The sequence below is a fragment of the Hymenobacter properus genome, from assembly GCF_015694735.1.
GTDB classification, from domain to species: domain Bacteria; phylum Bacteroidota; class Bacteroidia; order Cytophagales; family Hymenobacteraceae; genus Hymenobacter; species Hymenobacter properus.
Window position 1 is genome coordinate 683998 of record NZ_JADQDP010000002.1, and the last position, 16549, is coordinate 700546.

Below are 16549 nucleotides of genomic sequence, written 5' to 3' on the forward strand. Positions count from 1 at the left end.
AAAGGCCCGTTCGATACCGGACGGGCCTTTTTCGTGGGCAAATGCCAGCCTGTTTCGCTATTCCGGTACCACTTGCGGCTCCTCGTCGGGTGCAGTGAAATCGGGCAGCGAGAAATCGTCCTCGGGCTCTGCCTCAATGGCGGTGAAACGGGCTTTGAAACGGGCGTAGAGCGCGTTCATGCCCAGCAGGAGCAAGCCCATGAGGATGAAAACAACCGCCCGGGTGATGGTGCCGCTGCGGCTGAGGTCGAAGAACACGAGGCGCACCAGGCACGCCAGCAGGCCGGCCAGCGAGAGGTAGCGCAAATCCTGCCGGCGCAGCAGCAGGCTGATGCTGAACACGGCCACCACCTCCAGCATCAGCAGCACCGTGAGCACCGAGCGGTCGAAGGACTGAATGAGCAGCAGCGCCAGCGCCAGAAAAGCCGGGTAGAGCAGCCAGGCTTCGAGGGCGCGGCGCGGTGGACGAGCCAGGATGTCCCAGGCCGGCGAGAGGCCCCGGAAGGCCTTGTCGCCCTGGGTGAGGGCCAGCCAGACGTAGCCAAACAACAGTACCACGGCAGCCGTGAGCTCCCACCATTGAGCGCTGAGCAATTGGCTGGGGTCGAGGTGGATGAGGCTGACGGCGCCGGAAGTGCCGGCCGCCAGCCAGTAGTAGAGCCGCCCGTACACACCCAGGCGCCGGAAGCGTTTCGGCAAATGCGCCCCCACATAGCCCAGGCCCAGCGCCGCCGCGGCCCACAGCAGCGGCAGCCAGGAAGTGCGCACGTTGTGCCCCAGCGTGGCGGTGCCGAACAGCAGCGCGGCTTCGGCCAGCCAGGGGTGCAGGCGCCGCCAGGAATTGTAGACAGGGGCCGTGGCCGGCGGGCGCACAGCAGCCCAGGCAGCCAGTACCGCAAAGAGCAGCGCGGCCGTGAAGTATTCGGCCGGCTGGCCGAAAAACCACTCGTTGCGCGTGAGCAGCCACAGGTGTGTGAGCAGAGCGCCGCTCAGCAGCCAGTAGCCGAGATGCAGGAAGTAGCGGTCGGGCTGGCCGGCGCGATGCACGGCGGCGGTATCGGGCAGCCGGCGTCGCCACAGCTGGGCGGCTGCAAAGGAGGTGGCCGCCAGCGCCAGCAAGCCCAAGCAGAAGTAGGCCACGTGCCCGGCGGGTACCGCGGCTACCAGGGCCACCACCCCATGGGCACCGAGCAGGTACACCCAGGGCGCGCGCACAAAGCGCCCGCCGGCCGCCCACCACGAGGTGCGCAGCCCCGCCACCGGCACAGCCAGTGTGGGCAGCAGGTACAGCAGCACGTAGCCGGGGCTATACACTTGCCCATGGGCGGGCAGCAGCACGTGGTTCCATTGCAGCGCGAGGTAGCCCACGCCGGCCAGCACCAGCCCGGCCCACACGCCCGGCAGGGCCACCCGCGTGCGCAGCCACAGCAGGCTGCCCAGTAGGCCCACCATCGCCCAGGCCGCCCATGGCAGCTCGTATACCAGCGTGCCCACGCCCAGCAGCAGCCAGCCCACGGCCAGGCCCAGCAGCGAGAGTTGCCAGGTGCCGCCGAGGCCGAGTGCGCCATATTCTTCGGCTTCAGTGGAGAGCGGCCAGAAGCGCCGCCGGGCCTGGTAGGCGGCCGTGAGCAGGCCCGCGCCGGCCAGCAGCCCGGCGCGGGGCAGCGCCGCCAGGGTGCCGGGCCAGAGGCTGCGCACCAGCAGCGGCAGCAGCAGCGCCTGCAGCACGAGCAGATAGGTTTGGCTGTGGAGCAGGGCGTCTTCGTCGCGCCCGGCGAGGAGCAGGGCCACCAGCAGGTTTTCGGCGTAGAGCACGGTGAAAACGGCGGGCCAACTCAGGCCGATTTCGTGCAGCCCGAATACGGCTAGCACGGCGAAAAATTGTCCCAGCACCAATTGCTGGCGCCGCACCCAAACGGGCAGTATCCCTTGTTTGCGCACCCACGCCGCCGTTGCTACCGAAGCACCCGTCAGCATCAGCAGAAGCAGCAGGAGTGCGGTGGGCGCGTTGTGCCAGGTGAAAAGCGCCCGGCCCAGCAGCAGGCCCGTGCTGGCCTGGAGCAAACCTGCCAGCGCCGCAAACCCGCCCAGTGCTTCGAAAATACCTTTGCCAATGCCCGGCTGCTCGGATGGGTCAGCGGCTTGACCAGAGGCAAACTGCTGGTAGGTACGTTGGGCAAAAGCCAGGCCCGCCCAGCCGGCCAAGGCCAGTACCAAGGCATCGCGGTAGAGCACGGCAGAGGTCGGAATGCCTTCCTGGCTGCCCACCACCAACATCAGGCCCGTGCCGGTGAGGAATGCCCCGGCCAGCGTGAGGTGATAGAGCAGCATCTCGCGGCGCCGGGCCGTAAGAAATGCAATGGCTAGGTTTTCGGCGTAGAGCAGGCCCAGTACCACTGGCCAGCTTAGGCCGGCTTCGTGCAGGCCAAGCAGAGCCAGTACCGCAAAGAGTTGCGCCAATACCAATTGCTGCTTCCGAACCCAGCCCGGCACTTGCGGCACGGTGCGAACCCAGGCCGCCAACCCCAGCGCCGCGGCCGCCAGCCCCAGCAGCGCACCCATGAGCAGCCACACCGGCACGGGCTGCCACCCAAACAGCACCCGGGCCAGCAGCCCACCGGCCCCCGCCTGCAGCAGCCCCGCCAGTCCGGTCAGGCCATTTTGCAAGGCCACATCGGATGAGACAAGAGCAGGAGTGCTAGCCTGGCTGGTCGAAGCCCGCGACGCACCTGTGCGCCTGGCCACGATAAGGAATATGATGCCTGCCCACCCAGCTAAGGTCAGCCACAGCGCGTTGCGATAGAGCACAGCCGGCAAGCCCGAATAGAGTTTGCCGCTCGCCACCAGCAGCAAGCCACCGCCGAATAAATACGCCCCAACGACGGTGACACGGTGCAGCAGGCTTTCGCCTTTTTGAGCCGTTACCCAGGCTACCAACAGGTTTTCAATGTAGAGCAGTAGCAGGACGACGGACCAGCCCAAGCCCATTTCGTGCAAGCCAACCACGGCCAGCAAGGCGAAGAACTGGCCCAGTAGCAGTTGTTGCTGCCGCACCCAAGGGTCGGGATGGGAAGCGGTGCGCAGCCCGATGGCCAAGCCCACGGAGATGGCCGCCTGTGCCATCAGGGCCAACAGCAGTACCCCGACGGGCACGCCCTCCCAGGCAAACAGTACCCGCGCCAGCACCAGCCCGGCGCCCACTTGCAGCAAGCCAGCCAGCCGAGCCAGTCCGCTCAGATAGTCTTGCTCAGCGTTACTGAAAGTAAATATGATGCCTGTTTTCTCAGCCCATTGCGCCAGCCACTGTTGCAGCCGATTGGTGAAGAACAGGCCCACCCAGCCGGCCAGGGCCAGCACCGCGGCGTTGCGGTACAGTGCAGGCGGCAAACTATAGCTGGCTTGATAGCCCACCACGGCCAGCAGGCCGACGGCCGTTAGGTAGGCGCCCGTGAGGGCAACGTGGTACGGCAGGGCCTCGCGCTGCCGGGCCAGCAGTGCGGCCGCCAGCAGGTGCTCGCCGTAAAGCAGGCCCAACACGAGGGGCCAGCTCAGGCCGGTTTCGTGCAGCCCCAACACGGCCAGTACGGCAAAAAAGTGCCCTAGCAGCAGCTGTTGCTGCCGCACCCAGCCGGGTGCCAGCTTGGCGGTACGCACCCAGAATGCCAAGGCCACGGAGCCCGCCGCCAGCCCGAGCAGCGCCGTCATGAGCCCCCAAACTGGCGGGTGGGCGTAGCCAAACAGCACCCGCGCCAGCAGCAGGCCCGCACCGACCTGCAGCAGCCCCGCCAGGCCGGCGAAGCCACTCAGCAGGTTGTGGTGCGCCTGATTGCGGCCGTCGGAAGAGGCGGCTAGCAGCGGCTGCCGGTAGGTGAGCTGCGCAAACGCCAGCCCGGCCCAGCCGGCCAGGGCCAACACCAGGGCGTCGCGGTAAAGCAGGAAGGGTGGGTTGCCCGCACGGCCGGCGGCTACCAGCAGTAGGTCCACGCCGGCAAAACCCGCCCCGGCCAGTGCCACGCGGTACACCAGTGCCTCCCGCTGCCGGGCCATGATGAGCGTAATCAGCAGCGACTCCAGCAGCATAAACAGCAGGATGACCGGCGGCGTGGCGTGCCAGCCCTGCAGCGAAAATGCCGTGGCCAAGGCCAAAATCAGCGAAATGATGGTATCGGTCTGGAACAGCCAGCCGATGCCCAGCTGGCGGGCCCGCCGCCCGGCCCAGTGCGTGAGCAGCGCGCCCAGCGCCAGCGGAATGGTTTTCCAGATGGAGCCCGTGCTGTGCAGGTACAGGCTGATGCCCAGCGTGGTCCAGTTCAGCACGTGGGCCGTGAACAGCAACGGTTCAAACCGCCGCTTGGCGTATACGCGGCGGTATTGCACCACAGCCGCGGCCGCGCCCACCAGCAGCACCAGTCCCATGGCCGTGAGGCGCAGCGTGTTGGAAACCGCATGCAGCTGCTGGTGCCAGTAGAGGTGAAAGACGAAAAAGCTGGCAATGCTGAGTAGCAGCTGATATTTCCACAGCTGCCGGTAGGTAATGGCAATGCTGAACGCCGTGACACCCGCCGCGGCCGCCAGCGTGAGGGCCGTGGGCGGCAGCACCGCCAGCGCCACCAAACTCAGCACGCCGTGCAGGGTAGACACCGCCTCGCGGCTGGAGCGCCAGGCTAGGTACAGGTTGGCGCTTACCCCGGCCAGCAACAATAGATAGTCGAATGGCGGCACGGCCCAGCGCAGCCCCGCAATGCTGACCGACCCCACGCAGGCAAACAGGAAAATGGCCGCTGCACTGCTCAGCAACCACGCATTGAGCTGCTGCGCAAACGCCTTGTTGCGCAGCCCAAACCGCGCCCCCAGCAAGCCCGCCGCAAACCCGCAAATCAGAAGAAACCGGTAAGGCGGAGCCAGCCGCAAAGCTGCGTAGATGCCCAAAAAGCCCACGCCCGTCACCAGCACCACCGCCCCGAGAATGCCAGTCCAGTTTTCCAGCAGCAGGGTCGCGGCTTTGTCCCACCAACTGGGCCCAGCGGGCACCGGCGGGGGCAGCGGGCGGCGCGGAGGGGGAGGGGTGGGTGGTACTACCGGTGGCCGTTGCGTTGGGGTAGGCGTGGTTGCTGCCTGCGGCACCGGGGCCGGTTTTGAAACAGGAATGGGGACGGGAGCGGGCCCCTCCGCCACTGGCAAGGGGGCCACCACGGGCGGCACCACCGGAGCATGCGGCGCAGCCACTGGAAGCACAGGCGCTGGCGTGGGCGAAGCAATAGGCTCTGAGGATGCTACGGGAACAACTTCCGGCGCTATGGGCACCGCCACAGGAGTGGGCGGGGCCACAGGTGCGGCATCGGGCACCGGCACCACCGGCAGTACCGGGGCTAATGCAGGTGGAGCCGCCGGTGCGGGTGCTGCCACGGGAGCAACCACAGCCGGCGTAGCAGCAGGCGGCAAGACCGGCACAGGAGTTGGTGGAGCGGTGGCCGCGGCCATTACCGGCGGTGCGGTTGCGGAGGGTGCTGTCGTCATCGCCGGCGCCACTGCTGCGGAGGATGCCGGAGCAACTACCGTCGCCGCAGCTGTTGCGGGCATCGGCGGGGAGCCGGATGGGGGCGTCAGGCCGGCCTCGCGGAGCACGGCCAGCTGGTCGCGCAGGCGGTGCAGCTCGGCCCGCATTTCTTCTTGGATGTTGTGTCGCCGGTCCAGCTCGGCTTGCATCGCCGCCAGCTTTTTGGGCAGGTCCCAAAGCCGGGCGATGAGGACGACGGCGATGATGAAGGCAACCACGGGTACTTCCATGCGCAGGGCAATAGGTAAGATGTGGAAGAAAGCCCGCCAGGCGCGGGCCGATGCCGTCGGAGCAGGATAGGGGTAAAGGTTATTTCAGTGGTTAGTAGCGAATATTTTGAAGCAGCCCATGACCTAGGCGAGCCCGACACCGTTTAACGGGCCACACTTCTGTTCTAGTATGAAACCATCCAAACATATTTCGCGGCGCCCGGCCAAGTTCTGGCCGGCCGTGGGCTTCGCCACCCTGGCCGGCATGCGCAGCATGAGCGCGCCCGCGTTTCTGAGCCACTATTTGTCGCGCCAGCCCAGCAGCGGCCTGGCTGGCTCCTCGCTGCGCCTGCTGCAGAAGCCCGTCGCGGCGGGCATCCTCAAGGCCGTGGCCGCCGGCGAAATGGTGGCCGATAAGCTGCCCAACACGCCCGACCGCATTGCCCTGCCTGTGATGACGGGCCGGCTGGTGAGCGGCGCATTGGTGGGCGCGGCCTGGTACCGTTCGCGCCACGGCAGCGCGTTGGGCGGCGGGCTGCTCGGGGCCGCCGTGGCCTTTGCCTCCACCATTGTGAGCTACGCCCTGCGCACGGGCATCAGCGACAAATCGGGCTTGCCCATTGCCCTGGTGGGCGTGGGCGAGGACGCGTTGGTGCTGGCCGGTGGCTCGGCCCTGGTGGGCGCCCAGCGCCCGGCTGCCAGCGAGTGGCACCCGCTGTAGCGCGACTACTCGCGCGGCCGGGCAGCTTCGGCTGGGTTGGGTAATACGGCCGGTTTTTTGGCGGAAGCCCGGCGCCCGCCCAGCACCACCAGCACCACGGCCAGCACGATGAGTGCGGCGCCGCCCAGCATCTGCGGGCTCAGTACCTCGCCGGCGAAGGCCCAGCCCAGCAGCACTGCCACCACGGGATTCACAAACGCATAGGTGCCCGCCAGGGCTGGCTCCACCACGCGTAGCAGCCAGATGTAGGCCGTGAACGCCACGATGGACCCGAACGTGACCAAATAGGCATACGCCCACCACGACTGGGCCGTGACTTGCGCAAAGGCAAACCCCGTGGCCTCGCCCTTCAGCAAGCCCACTACGAACATGACCACGCCGCCGCACAGCATCTGCATGCCGCCGGAAAGGAAAGGGGAGGGCGCCGGCTGGTGGTTTTTGGCATAGAGCGAGCCGATGGCCCACACCAGCGAGGCCAGCAGCACCGAGAATACGCCCAGGCCGGTATGGCCGGGCTGCTTCACGGCGCTGGCTTGGGTGTGGGCCACCAGCAGGTAGAGGCCCGTCATGCCGGCGGTGAGGCCCAGCGTCACCCACTTGCCGGGCCGGGGCGAGATGCCGCTCAGCCACCCCAGCACCGCCAGAAACATGGGCACTGTAGCCACCAGCAGCGCCGTGATGCTGCTAGGCAAATACACCACGCCCAGCGTGGTACCGCCGTTGCCAAATCCCAGCAGGCAAATGCCGATGACGGCCGCAAAGCCCCAGCCCTGCCACGTAGGCGCCGGCTCGCCCCGCCCGCGTAGGTAGGCGTAGAGCAACCCGCCCGCGAGGGCGTAGCGCGTACCGGCCATGAGCAGCGGCGGCATGGTGGCCACCGCCATTTTCATCACCAGATATGTTGAGCCCCAAATGAGGTAGACAAGGGCAAAAGCTGTGAACAGCGCGGCCCGCGAGGTTGCAGCCGGAGTGGATTCAGACATATTTAGTTGGAAGGACTGACCGCAAAATTACGGCCGACGCTCCCTGTCATCCTGAGCGCAGCGAAGGACCTTATTACCGAAAAACGACTTGCGTTTAATTTAAGCAAGCATGATAAGGTCCTTCGCTGCGCTCAGGATGACAGGGAGGGCCGGCCCATATTCCTGCCGTGGGTCGTTGCTTTGTGGCATGAAAAAGAAACTTCTGGTTCTGCTGTTGCTGCTGGCGGCTATTGCGCCTGCCGCCACGGCGCAACTGCTCCAGCCCAAGCCCGCAGCCTATACCCGTGCCGACTCGCTGCGCGGCAGCCTTACCACGCCGCTGCGCACCTGCTACGACCTCAACTACTACCACCTCGACGTGAAGCTCGACCCGGCCCAGCGCTTCATCAGTGGCTCCAACCTGTTTCGCTTCACCGCCGCGCAAGATTTCACCCGGCTGCAATTCGACCTATTCGCCAATCTGAAGGTGGAAAAGGTTGTGTACAAAGGCAAAGAAGTGCCTTTCACCCGCGAGGCCAACGCGGTATTCGTCACCTTTCCCAAAGCCATTGCCAAAGGCAGCCGCGACGAGTTCACCGTGTACTACTCCGGCAATCCCACGGTGGCCAAAAAAGCACCCTGGGACGGCGGCATGGTCTTCACCCAGGATGCCGCGGGCAAGCCTTGGGTGGCTACGGCCTGCCAGGGCACCGGCGCCAGCATTTGGTGGCCCACCAAGGACCAGCAGGCCGATGAGGTGGACTCCATGCTCATCAGCATCAGCGTGCCGAATGGTTTGAAGGACGTGTCGAATGGCCGCCTGCGCAAAACCACCAAGCTGAAAGATGGCTACACCCGCTTCGACTGGGCCGTGCGCAACCCCATCAACAACTACGACGTGGCCCTGAACGTGGGCGATTACCAGCACTTTGCGGATTCCTACCAGGGCGAGAAAGGTCCGTTGACGCTCGACTACTGGGTGCTACCCGAGAATGTGGCCAAGGCCAAAGCCCAGTTTGCCGCCAACGTGAAGCCCATGCTCAAGAGCATGGAGCACTGGTTCGGTCCCTACCCGTGGTACCAGGACGGCTACAAACTCGTGGACGCCCCGCACCTGGGCATGGAGCACCAGAGCGCCGTGGCCTACGGCAACAAATACCAGAATGGCTACCTGGGCCGCGACCGCAGCAACACCGGCTGGGGTACCAAGTGGGACTTCATCATCATCCACGAGAGTGGCCACGAGTGGTTCGGCAACAACATCACCACCAAGGATATTGCCGACATGTGGGTGCACGAAAGCTTCACCTGCTACTCCGAAGCGCTGTTTACAGAAAGCCAGTTTGGCAAGCAGGCCGGCCAGGAATATGTGCACGGCCAGCGCCGCAACATCCAGAACGACTCGCCCATCATCGGCCCCTACGGCGTGAATAAGGAGGGCTCTGGTGACATGTATGACAAGGGCAGCGCCATGCTCAATACCATTCGTACCATTCTCAACAACGACGAAAAGTGGCGCCAAATCCTGCGCGGCCTCAGTAGCACTTTCTACCACCAAACCGTGACCGGCCAACAGGTGATGGACTACATCAACCGCGAGAGCGGCCAGGATTTCACCAAGGTTTTCGACCAGTACCTGCGCCACACAAGCCTGCCCGTCCTCGAAATCCGCTTCGAGGAAGGCAAAACCCTGGCCCGCTGGGTGAGCGAGGTGGAGAAGTTCGACATGCCCGTTCGGGTGCGGCGCAAGGGCGGCGAGTACCAGTTCATCAAGCCCACGGCCCGGTTTGCGGAGATAAAGGAGCTGGCTGGGGCAGATAAGGAGACGCTGGAAGTCGATACGTTCAACTTCTACATCGGCGTGTTGGTTGATTGAGCTGGTGGATTAAATAAACAGAACGTCATGCTGAGCGCAGCCGAAGCATCTCGCGTGGGATACTAACTCAATCGTTCGGCTGTTTTGATTACTACCACACGCGAGATGCTTCGGCTGCGCTCAGCATGACGTTTTTATATCGCCAAACTTCTTAAACCCACCTGCGCCGTGCCGTACCTTCGCGGCGCGAACCATCACCGAACCTTCGGCTCTATGAATCAATACGACGTCACCGTCATCGGCTCCGGCCCGGGCGGCTATGTAGCGGCCATCCGTTGCGCCCAATTGGGCCTGAAAACCGCCCTCATCGAGAAATACCCCACCCTGGGCGGCACCTGCCTCAACGTGGGCTGCATCCCCAGCAAGGCCCTGCTCGACTCGTCCGAGCACTACCACAACGCCCACACGGCCTTCGCCGAGCACGGCATTGGCCTGGAAAACCTGACGGTGGACATGAACCGTATGATTGACCGCAAGGCCGGCGTGGTGAAGGCCAACGTGGACGGCATCGCCTACCTGATGAAGAAAAACAAAATCGACGTCCTCACCGGCGTGGGTTCCTTCGTCGATAAAAACCACATCAGCATCGCGCCCCGCGAAGGCGGCGAAGCGCAGCAGATTGAAACCAAAAACGTCATCATCGCCACCGGCTCCAAGCCCACGGTGCTGCCGTTCATTGCCCAGGACAAGGAGCGCATCATCACCAGCACCGAGGCCCTGAACATCCGCGAAGTGCCCAAGCACATGATTGTGATTGGTGGAGGCGTCATCGGCCTCGAAATGGCCTCGGTGTACGCCCGCCTCGGCGCCAAAGTGAGCGTGGTGGAGTTCATGGACAGCATCATCCCGACCATGGACCGCGGCCTGGGCAAGGAACTGAAGCGCGTGCTGGGCAAAATCGGCATTGAGTTCTTCTTCTCGCACAAGGTGACCGGTGCCACCCGCGACGGTGACACCGTGACCGTGACGGCCACCAACGCCAAGGGCGAGGAAGTGAAGTTTGAAGGCGACTACTGCCTCGTGGCCGTGGGCCGCGTGCCCTACACCGCCGGCCTCAACCTGGAAGCCGCCGGCGTGCAGATGGAAGAGCGCGGCCGCATCAAGGTCGACGAGCACCTGCAAACCAACGTGCCCGGCATCTACGCCATTGGCGACGTCATTCGGGGCGCCATGCTGGCCCACAAGGCCGAGGAAGAAGGCGTGTTCGTGGCCGAAACCATTGTGGGCCAGAAGCCCCACATCAACTACCTGCTCATCCCCGGCGTGGTGTATACTTGGCCCGAAGTAGCTGGCGTGGGCTACACCGAGGAGCAGCTCAAGGAGCAGGGCAAGGCCTACAAAGTGGGCTCCTTCCCCTTCAAAGCCAGCGGCCGGGCCCGTGCCAGCGGCGACACCGACGGCTTCGTGAAGGTGCTGGCCGACAAAACCACCGACGAAATCCTGGGTGTGCACATGATTGGCCCGCGCATCGCCGACCTCATCGCCGAAGCCGTGACGGCCATGGAGTTCCGCGCCTCCGCCGAGGACGTGGCCCGCATGAGCCACTCGCACCCCACCTACGCCGAGGCCATGAAAGAAGCGTGTTTGGCCGCTACGGAGAACCGGGCCATTCACATGTAAGCCTACACGCAGTAAAAACTGAAAGAAGCTGGAGCCGCTGTGGCTTCAGCTTCTTTTGCTTTTAACCCATACCTTGTCTGCCACTATGACGCGCGCAGGTATCATAATACTGGTTGTGCTGGTGCATAGCATCGGCCTGTATGAAGTGGTGGCACAAGCCCGGCCGGGGAACGCAAAGCCGCAAAAATGGACGGTGCCAGCACACCCGAAGGGTAAAACGGGCCGGGTACTTGTAGCCCCCAAGCCCATTATACTGCCGACGCACGAAATGCAATTCAGCCGCGTAGGGGCATCTAAGGTTTGGCCAAAGCATTATCGGGATAGCCTGCTGGCCTTTCCCCAACTATTTTGGTTGGAACCGGGCAGCTTGCTGTTTCGCCGACTGCCCACCGACACCGTGTTTCTGAGGATTGCGCTGGAACCACCCCCTTTCCCTTTCAATGAAAACTATTTTATCGAGGGGAATATGTGCCTCTTGCATCAGGACCTGAACCACGATGGCGTACCGGAAGCCTTAGTGGGTTTTTGGCGGGGTTGGGAGCACGGCCACGGTAGCCGCGTGGCCCTCAACCTCATCGACGTAAGCGGTACGCCGCGACTGTTGTTAAGTGCGATAATTCAAATAAAAGAAGAGGGCTGGGCGACGGACTCCGATATTCCTGATTCTGGCGACAAGACTTTTTTTACCTCAGGGTGGGAGCGGTCGGTAAGGTTAGAAAAAGAGGATATTCTTTTACTATTGGAAACTGGTCATAACGACGGTTTAGTCAAAGAGGTAAAACCGCTGACTGCCACGCCGTACCTTCGAATTGGAAGCCTGGTTCACCATGGTTATGAAAATCATGATAAAAGCAAGATAACACCACTCACCCCCGGCCGCTACCATTACCGTAACGGGCATCTGGTTTGGATGGGAAAATGAATAAGCTACTGATACTCGTGCTGCTGAGTTTGGTTGGAGGTGGGACCAGAGCGGCTGCCCAACAGGCGCGGCCCCGCGGCCCCAAGCCACACCGGGTGGCCCGGCCGGTGGTCATCCCCAGCCGGCCCATCTTCTGCGACACCGCCAGCACCGCGCAACTCGGGTTGGATAGTTTGGTGTTGGCAGAAGTGCGGCAGTCCCGCGCCCGTTTTCTGCTCGTACACGGCGGCTACATCCTCCTCTGCCGGCACTCGCCTGCCGATACGGTCTGGACGCGCATCCGAGTGCCGCAACGGCGCTTGTGGGACCAGGAACCGATTTATGTAAATGAATACGACCTTGAGAGCTTTCGGGACCTGACACGTCTTTACGGCAGTCAATATAATTACGTCCCGTCCGACCGCGACAATTTTGCGCAGCTCGACACTTGCAATATGGACCAGCAGGGCATGCCAGAGGTGCGGCTGACCTGCTGGAGTTTCGAGCGAAATAAGTCCAGCATTAACACCAAAATAATCCATCTGCTGGACGTCAGCCAGGCTCCCCGGCTACTGCTAACCGCGCTGGTTCAGGTGGATTATGGCGTCCATTTCACCAATCGGCCGGTGCGCTTTGGCCGGGAGCTGCGCATCGGGGCAAGCAGCGGCGACCAGAAGCTGACGCCGCTGATGCCGGGTCGCTATCAGTACCGGAACGGGCACTTGGTCTGGGTAGGGAAGTGAACACTGCTGCACCAGCAACGTCCAGCGGCTGAAGCTTTCAGCGTTTTTGCTGCTTTTCTTTGGGCCATGAAAGCAGCCCACCGATGAGAGCGTTTCCAGTATTGTGGTTGGCCCTGGGATTGGTTTCGGCATGTCAATCTCCAGCCAGCGAGCAGGCGGGGCGCTTGCCGGAGTCTGGCCAAAGTGGGGCAAGGCCGCCACAAAGCCCGGCAGCTGCGCCGCCGCTACCAACCGGGCCGGCGGTTCAACCAACCCTGAAGACGGCCCCGCCGGTTGCTGACCTGTACCACGAGCCTGATTCGCTGCGGGCCTTCGTGGGGGTGCGGCCCCTGCGGTTTCGGTGCGTGAGCGACGATTCGCTGCGGGCCGATGTGGCGCGGCGGCCTTGGGGCATCGATACGGTGTTTGGGCGCTACCTGCGCATCAGCCGGCTATTTGAGCCCACGCGACTGCTGTACCGGGCCACGCCCGCCGCAACCTGCTGGACGCAGGTGCAGCTGGAGCCGGTGGGCGACACCGGGGCGGTAGGCGGCGAGTTCAGTCTCGACACGGTGCAGCTTGACCCGCAGCGGCGGGTGCTGCTGCTGAACCTGCGCGGCCACAATGGTTTCTGGGGCGGCAGCCTCGATTACGGCCTCACCAACCTCATCGACGTGACCGAAAAACCGCTATTGCTCCTCAAAACCGAGGCGCTGCGGGAAGACACCAGCTACGGCCGCGAAGACGACACGACGTACGACGACGATGCGGCCGGCAGCGAGTACCGGGCGCAAACCGTGCAGGTGCGAGCGGGTCTGATTCGGGTGGAGCGGCCTCGCCTCACCAGCCGCGTTGGTCGTTCGGGGGCTGACGAGCGGAGCCAGGGGCCGCTGCCGGAAACGATGCTGCCCGCCGGCCGCTACCGCTACCGGGGCGGCAGGATGCTGCGGGTGGGGCAATAATTTCATAGCGCCAGAAGCTGAAAGCGGCCGACGTTGCCAAGGTTTCGATTGCTTGGCGCTAGGCCGCTTCTTATTGCTTTTACCAATTCGCCGGTGGCTTTCGGAAAATTGCCAACTGGTTCCGGCCCGCAAACCTTCGCCTTATTTGATATGCTTACTTTTGAGACATGTCAATCCCAGCCCTTACACCTGCTCCTGCTACTAGCCAGCTGCCCGAAATTGTCGCCACTGACTGCTTCAATGTGTACGCCCGCGAGCAGTTCAACGCCCGCAAGCTCGTGTTTGGGCGGCGCGACTACTACAAGATTTCGCTGCTCACCGGCAGCAGCCGCTACAACTACGCCACCCGCGGCGTGCTCATCGACCGGCCCGCACTGGTGTTTTCCAACCCGCTGATTCCCTACTCCTGGGAGCCCGTGTCGGCGGAGCAGGGCGGCTACCTGTGCATGTTCACCGAGGAGTTTCTCATCGTGAACGACCGGGCGGCCAGCCTGCAGGAATCGCCGCTGTTTCGGCTCGGGTCTGACCCGGTGTACCTGGTGGATGAAACGCAGTACGCCGACCTGAGCTACTTCTTTCGCAAGATGCTGCAGGAGATGAATTCGGGCTACGTGTACCAACAGGAGGTTATTCGCAATTACCTGAACCTGCTCATCCACGAAGCGCTGAAGCTGCAGCCGCAGGCCAGCTACTATCAGCACCCCAACGCTGCCACGCGCATTGCGGCCCTGTTTCAGGGGCTGCTGGAGCGCCAGTTTCCCATCGACTCGCCCACCCACGGCCTAAAGCTGCGCACGCCCGGCGACTTTGCCCGCCAGCTCTCGGTGCACGTCAACCACCTCAACCGGGCCGTGCGCGACCTCACCGGCAAAACCACTTCCGTGCACATCGCCGAGCGCATCATCCGCGAGGCCCGCGCCCTGCTCCAGCACACCGACTGGAGCACTGCCGAAATTGCTTACAGCCTGGGCTTCGAGTACCCCACTTACTTCAACAACTTCTTCAAGAAGCAAACCGGCACCACGCCCTCGGCCCACCGCGCCCTGGTGGGTCGGCACCCAGTGGTTGTTTGAATTTCTTACTGTTTCGTTTGAATCCCTTTAGGGTGCCGCGGCGGGGTAGGGGACTTTTGTGCTGTTCAATCAACCCAGCCAAAATCCTCCTATGAAATACGCCCTCATCACCGGCGCCAACAAAAGCATTGGCTTTGAAACCGCCCGCCAGCTGCTCCAACACGGTTTTTACGTCTATCTGGGCAGCCGAAGCCTTGAAAATGGCCAGCAGGCCGTGGCCCAGCTGCACGCCGAAGGCCTTACCCAGGTCGAGCCCGTGCAGATTGATGTAACCGATGCCGCCTCGGTAGCCGCCGCCCGACAGGCTATCGGCCAAAAAGGAACCGGCCTCGACGTCCTCATCAACAACGCCGGTATCAGCGGAGGCGGGGTGCCCCAAACTGCCATCGACACACCTGTGGCCACCTTCAAGGAAGTGTACGACACCAACGTATTCGGCGTGGTGCAAACCACCCAGGCCTTCCTCGACCTGCTGCGCGCCTCGGCCGAGCCGCGCATTGTGAACGTGACCTCGGGCCTGGGTTCGGTGAGTTTAAATGCCGACCCCACCTGGAAATACTACGCCGTGAAGACGGCCGCCTACGGCTCGTCCAAAGCCGCGCTCAACATGTACACCATCGTGCTGGCCTACGAACTGCGCGACACCCCCTTCAAAGTGAACGCCGTGGACCCCGGCTACACCGCCACCGATTTCAACCACCACAGCGGCCCCGGCACCGTGCCCGACGCGGCCGCCCGCGTGGTAAAAGCCGCCCTGCTGGCCCCGGATGGCCCCACTGGCCAGTTTTTCAGCGACGACAACGCGCCGGAAACGGGCCTCAGCCCCTGGTAGAAACAGCGGACTTAGGAAGGTAAAATGCTTCCCTAAAACGTCATGCCGAGCGCAGCCGAGGCATCTCGCCTGTGGTAGTAAATCAATCGACCGGTTTGCTGCTGCACGCGAGATGCCTCGGCTGCGCTCGGCATGACCGTTCTATTCGACACCAGCACCGTTCTTTTGGGCGCGGTGCCTACAAACAAAGTAGTTTTGGGTTATGCCCACGCTTCTTCTCGACCAGCAAATCCCCATTTACTCCCTGGAGTCACAAGGAGCCGCCGGAGCCTTCTTCCAACTGAACCGGGCCGACGGCAGACAGCCGGCTTTCCGGCAGAACATGCTGCAGCCGCACCGCAAGGACTACTACCATCTGGTGTACGTGCAGCGCGGCGGCAGCCGGCACTGGGTGGACATGACGCCCTATGAGCTGAAAGAAAACGCGCTGTATTTCTCGGCTCCCGGCCAGCTGCAGCTTAAGGAAAAGCTGCAGCCGATGTGGGGCGTCAGCCTGGCGTTCACCCGCGAGTTTCTGGCCCGGCAGCCCAACGCGGCCCTGGCGCAGCTGCCGCTGCTGCTGAATCCGCAGAACGGCCACGAGTTGCTGCTGGCCCCGGCCGATGTAGCGTTTGTGGAAGACCTGCTGGCCCGGCTCGAAGCCGAGTACCAGCGCCCCGGCGAGTGGCAGCAGGCCATGCTCAGCGCCCACCTGACCGTGCTGCTCACCTACCTCAGCAGGCTCTACACGGAGCAGTTTCCGGGCGATGAGCCCTCGGCGGACCAACTGCTGCTGCGGAAGTATAGGACCCGGATTGAGGAACACTTCCGCGAGCGGCACGAGGTGGGCGCGTATGCTGCCCTGCTGCATATCTCGGCCGGGCACCTGAGCGAGGTGGTGAAGGCCCAGAGCGGCAAGCCGGCCATTGCCCACATTCAGGAGCGGCTGGTGCTGGAGGCCCGGCGCCTGCTGTTCCACACGCCGCAGTCGGTGAAGGAAATTGCCTACGACCTGGGCTTTGCCGATGCGTCCTACTTCAGCCGCTTCTTCAAGCGCGAAACCGGCCTCACGCCCGCCGAGTACCGCGCCAGCAACCGCGAAATGTACCCGTGATGCCGCAGAATGTGCCACTGC

General features: G+C 63.5%; 11 protein-coding genes. 9 read left to right on the top strand and 2 right to left on the bottom strand.

The window, feature by feature from the left end:
• Window positions 1-57 precede the first annotated feature (57 nt).
• Window positions 58-5787, bottom strand: a complete 5730-nt coding sequence (locus I2I01_RS09085; RefSeq protein ID WP_196286126.1) for a DUF2339 domain-containing protein — start codon at window positions 5785-5787, stop codon at window positions 58-60.
• Between the two features lie 169 nt (window positions 5788-5956).
• Between I2I01_RS09085 and I2I01_RS09090 the strand changes: the two genes are divergently transcribed.
• Window positions 5957-6487: a DUF4126 family protein gene (locus I2I01_RS09090; RefSeq protein WP_196286127.1), complete on the top strand. Its 531-nt coding sequence runs from the start codon at window positions 5957-5959 to the stop codon at window positions 6485-6487.
• Window positions 6488-6492: 5 nt separating this feature from the next.
• On the opposite strand, the gene I2I01_RS09095 is transcribed toward I2I01_RS09090, so the two are convergent.
• A complete protein-coding gene (locus I2I01_RS09095) occupies window positions 6493-7470 on the bottom strand; it encodes an EamA family transporter (RefSeq protein ID WP_196286128.1) in 978 nt (325 codons plus the stop codon).
• A gap of 187 nt (window positions 7471-7657) precedes the next feature.
• On the opposite strand from I2I01_RS09095, the gene I2I01_RS09100 reads away from it, so the two are divergent.
• The 8 genes from I2I01_RS09100 (at window position 7658) to I2I01_RS09135 (ending at window position 16528) form a co-directional block, all read left to right on the top strand.
• A complete protein-coding gene (locus tag I2I01_RS09100) occupies window positions 7658-9325 on the top strand; it encodes a M1 family metallopeptidase (protein ID WP_196286129.1) in 1668 nt (555 codons plus the stop codon).
• A gap of 213 nt (window positions 9326-9538) precedes the next feature.
• Entirely contained in the window at window positions 9539-10945 is a 1407-nt protein-coding gene (lpdA, locus tag I2I01_RS09105) for a dihydrolipoyl dehydrogenase (RefSeq protein ID WP_196286130.1), read from the top strand.
• Between the two features lie 73 nt (window positions 10946-11018).
• Window positions 11019-11867 carry a hypothetical protein gene (locus I2I01_RS09110; RefSeq protein WP_196286131.1) on the top strand — a complete coding sequence of 283 codons (849 nt, stop codon included), beginning with the start codon at window positions 11019-11021 and terminating at the stop codon, window positions 11865-11867.
• Window positions 11864-12589 (top strand): hypothetical protein, encoded by a 726-nt coding sequence (locus I2I01_RS09115; protein WP_196286132.1) that lies wholly within the window; start codon window positions 11864-11866, stop codon window positions 12587-12589. Before I2I01_RS09110 ends, I2I01_RS09115 begins: the two co-directional genes overlap by 4 nt.
• A 344-nt stretch (window positions 12590-12933) precedes the next feature.
• On the top strand, window positions 12934-13530 hold the full coding sequence (locus I2I01_RS09120) for a hypothetical protein (RefSeq protein ID WP_196286133.1): 597 nt from the start codon (window positions 12934-12936) through the stop codon (window positions 13528-13530).
• Window positions 13531-13697: 167 nt separating this feature from the next.
• Window positions 13698-14603: a helix-turn-helix domain-containing protein gene (locus tag I2I01_RS09125; RefSeq protein ID WP_196286134.1), complete on the top strand. Its 906-nt coding sequence runs from the start codon at window positions 13698-13700 to the stop codon at window positions 14601-14603.
• A gap of 91 nt (window positions 14604-14694) precedes the next feature.
• Window positions 14695-15435, top strand: coding sequence for an SDR family oxidoreductase (locus tag I2I01_RS09130; RefSeq protein WP_196286135.1), 741 nt, complete (start codon window positions 14695-14697; stop codon window positions 15433-15435).
• Window positions 15436-15637: 202 nt separating this feature from the next.
• The gene (locus tag I2I01_RS09135; protein WP_196286136.1) at window positions 15638-16528 is read left to right on the top strand and encodes an AraC family transcriptional regulator; all 891 of its coding nucleotides are present in this window, start codon (window positions 15638-15640) and stop codon (window positions 16526-16528) included.
• Window positions 16529-16549 lie beyond the last annotated feature (21 nt).